The following is a 2,853-nucleotide window of genomic DNA, read 5'->3' on the forward strand; positions in this document are numbered from 1 at the left end:
GCCAATTATTTTAAGTTTTTTTTCTTCTATATTAATTTTTTCGACCGTGTCATCTGTTTTTTCTATATCAATGTTTATTTTAGAATCAAGAGCAAGATCTAATACACTGAAAGCTTTTCCCAAATAGTTTGCAGAGGTGGTGTCTAAGTTAAGACTTTCTGACAAACGATAAAACAAGTCAATGAATGCACTGGAATTGCTGTGATTTAAAACTGTTAAAACATACTTTGCGTCATTTTTATTTAAACTAAACAAAACATCAAAAAATTTTCTCGGACTAACTTTTCCTAGAGCTGCTTTTAACGCTGTTGCCTCAGGAGTATTTCTGTTTAAAACATCGGAAAGTAATCTTTGAGAATTGGAACTATCTAAAAGCATTCTTGAAGCGTCGTCTTGATTCAGCGGCTCTGCCTCAAAAGGAGTACGAATTTCTTTAGTGTTAAAAAATGGAATTATATTACGAATTATATTACCTTTAGCATTAAGCATTTTTGCTAAGGAACGATCAAGTGCGTCTGCCTTTGTGCACCAAGAATTAAGATCAGCTCTTTGAAGCTGAACTTCTTGAGACTGATTAGAAAAACCAGAATTAGATTGCTGGTTCTCATTACCAGGGGAACCTTGAGCGACATTTTCAACAAAGCCGCTTCCAAAACTACTTAGTATTAAAACAAGTAAAAATTTTTGATTCATAAATAAAATCATTTTTTTTACTTCTTTATTTTAATACAAAATTAACAAAATTTCAAGAGGATTTTTTTCCTTAGTTAAAAAAAATTTTAATTTTTATTAGTGAACAAATATCGATAATAATATTGAAAAACCTAGATTTTCATTCCAAACAATTTGTATTTTTTAACTTTTTCGTTTAGAAGGGGAGTATTGGTCAGCATGATTTGGAATTCTTAAATTTTATAATAACTGCTTTTTGTTCGTTGTTCAGTTTTTCCATAGCATACCTCAGCATGGTTTTGGGCAGGGTATGCGCATGATCATAAAGAAACAATATCAATCTTTTTTCCTCTTTTTTCCCCGCTTCTCGAAGCATCCAGCCAACAGCTTTATGGATAAGATCGTGTGGATCATCTTTCAATAATTCGGCTATCCTAAAAGTACAGTCTAGTTCAGATTTTCGGATAAAATACAAAGTGGCGACAATGGAAATTCTGCGCTCCCAAATATTTTTAGATTCTGACAGTTTTTCAAGAAAATAATGGTCTTTTTTAAAAAGATGAGCACCTATGATAAGATGCGCAGAACTATCCACTAAATTCCAATTATTGACGTAGCGTATATTTGTTCTATAAAATTCGTAAATTTCTTCTCTTTGTTCTTCTTTCGATTTTTTATATTTTTGAACCAAGATAATAAGGGCAAGTAATCGTTCTTCATTTATTGCTGATTGTATTAAAATTCCCAAATCTTCCAAAGAAAGAAACAAAAAATCTTTAGCAATCTTTCGTAGAGTTGGCACTGTAATGCCCATAAACTTATCGGTTTGAGCATAATCTCCTGGGCCTGTCTTGAAAAAGATCGACGCTTTTTCTGGACTTGAATCGATAGAGTCCTGTAAAATTTTTCGTAAGGATTGAATCGTACTAGACATGGCATCTTTCATGATTGATAAGCCATTGTTTGCGCGTAATACCACCACTGTATCCCCCAAGAGCACCGTTGCTATTAATGACACGATGACATGGTACAATAATAGAAAATTGATTTGCTGCGTTAGCATTTGCAACTGCTCGGTAAGCCTTACTCTTTCCAAGAGCTGACGCTTGAGCCTTATAATTCCGAGTCTGTCCATACGGAATACGCATAAGTTCTTCATAAACAAGATTTTGAAAAAGGCTTCCCAGAAAATGAAGAGGTGTCATAAATTTCCTGATCTTTCTATCAAAATAGAACTCTAATTCCAGTGCAACTGATTCTATTAGGGCAGTGCTTTTTTGGATAATCACTGCTTTTGTTGCACGCCTAAGCCTTTCAATCTTACGTTTCAGCCCTTTTCCGTCAGCAAACTCTAAAAGGTAAAGGTTTGTCTCATCAGAAATTGCAATCATGGGGCCAAGTTTTGTGTCAAGCCAAGAGGCTTTTAAGCTTTGCCTATACACACCTTCATCAGAGATTTTATCTGAATGCAAAAATATTTTGTTTAAATCAAAAACGCTATTCATACTATTATGTTTTTTAGACTAAAAGAGTCGAACATATACCTCATTTGAGCTTTCTATGCAAGAAAAATTTTTGTTTAGAGTGCATTTTCTATATCCTAAAATAATATTTTTGTATATTTGTTAATTGTTCAGTCCCAACACTATATATTGGATTGTGATCAAATTTTGACGGATTTTGCTCGAACTCTTTAAGAATAATATCAAAGGGAGTTTGATATTTCAATAAGTTAAGTTTACGTCGATGATTAACAATATAAAACAAAAGCCATCAAATGCTTTTTAAGTTTTTCCAATTACTGATAATCTATGTTTTTGTTGTATATTGTTTGATAATTCTGTTTGTACCCCTACCCCTACCTGTATTGGTCCAAGGATGTCTAAATTGTGTAAGCCTATGCTCAAGTTTATGAGCTTTACACATCGCATCAAAAGGATGGGGGGTGTTTTTGGGACAAAGATGCTCAGCTAGAAGCGCATAGGTAAATTGAGCACCATTATCAGTCCGGATCTTAGTAATTTTCAATGGACAATGCTCAATAAGATTTCTTAAACACATTGTAGATATTCTTCAGTCATCGATAAATGCAGCTCTATACCAAATCAAACTGAAAGTGTTGGACTAATGCGTTGAAAGCTGTCATTGACGCGCTCGATAAGATCCATGGCGATGTTGTCC

3 protein-coding genes are annotated in these 2,853 nt (G+C 33.6%); all 3 read right to left on the minus strand.

Annotated elements, in window-relative coordinates; all coding sequences use genetic code 11:
* A partial coding sequence (locus K737_RS00735) for a hypothetical protein (RefSeq protein ID WP_152531012.1) occupies positions 1–693 on the minus strand: 693 nt, incomplete at its 3' end.
* Positions 694–886: 193 nt separating this feature from the next.
* Complete coding sequence (locus K737_RS00740) at positions 887–1,618, minus strand: DNA alkylation repair protein (protein ID WP_024161326.1); 732 nt, start codon at positions 1,616–1,618, stop codon at positions 887–889.
* The gene (locus tag K737_RS00745) at positions 1,599–2,177 is read right to left on the minus strand and encodes a methylated-DNA--[protein]-cysteine S-methyltransferase (RefSeq protein ID WP_006299713.1); all 579 of its coding nucleotides are present in this window, start codon (positions 2,175–2,177) and stop codon (positions 1,599–1,601) included. Before K737_RS00745 ends, K737_RS00740 begins: the two co-directional genes overlap by 20 nt.
* Positions 2,178–2,853: the final 676 nt, after the last annotated feature.

This window comes from Holospora undulata HU1, from assembly GCF_000388175.3.
GTDB classification, from domain to species: domain Bacteria; phylum Pseudomonadota; class Alphaproteobacteria; order Holosporales; family Holosporaceae; genus Holospora; species Holospora undulata_A.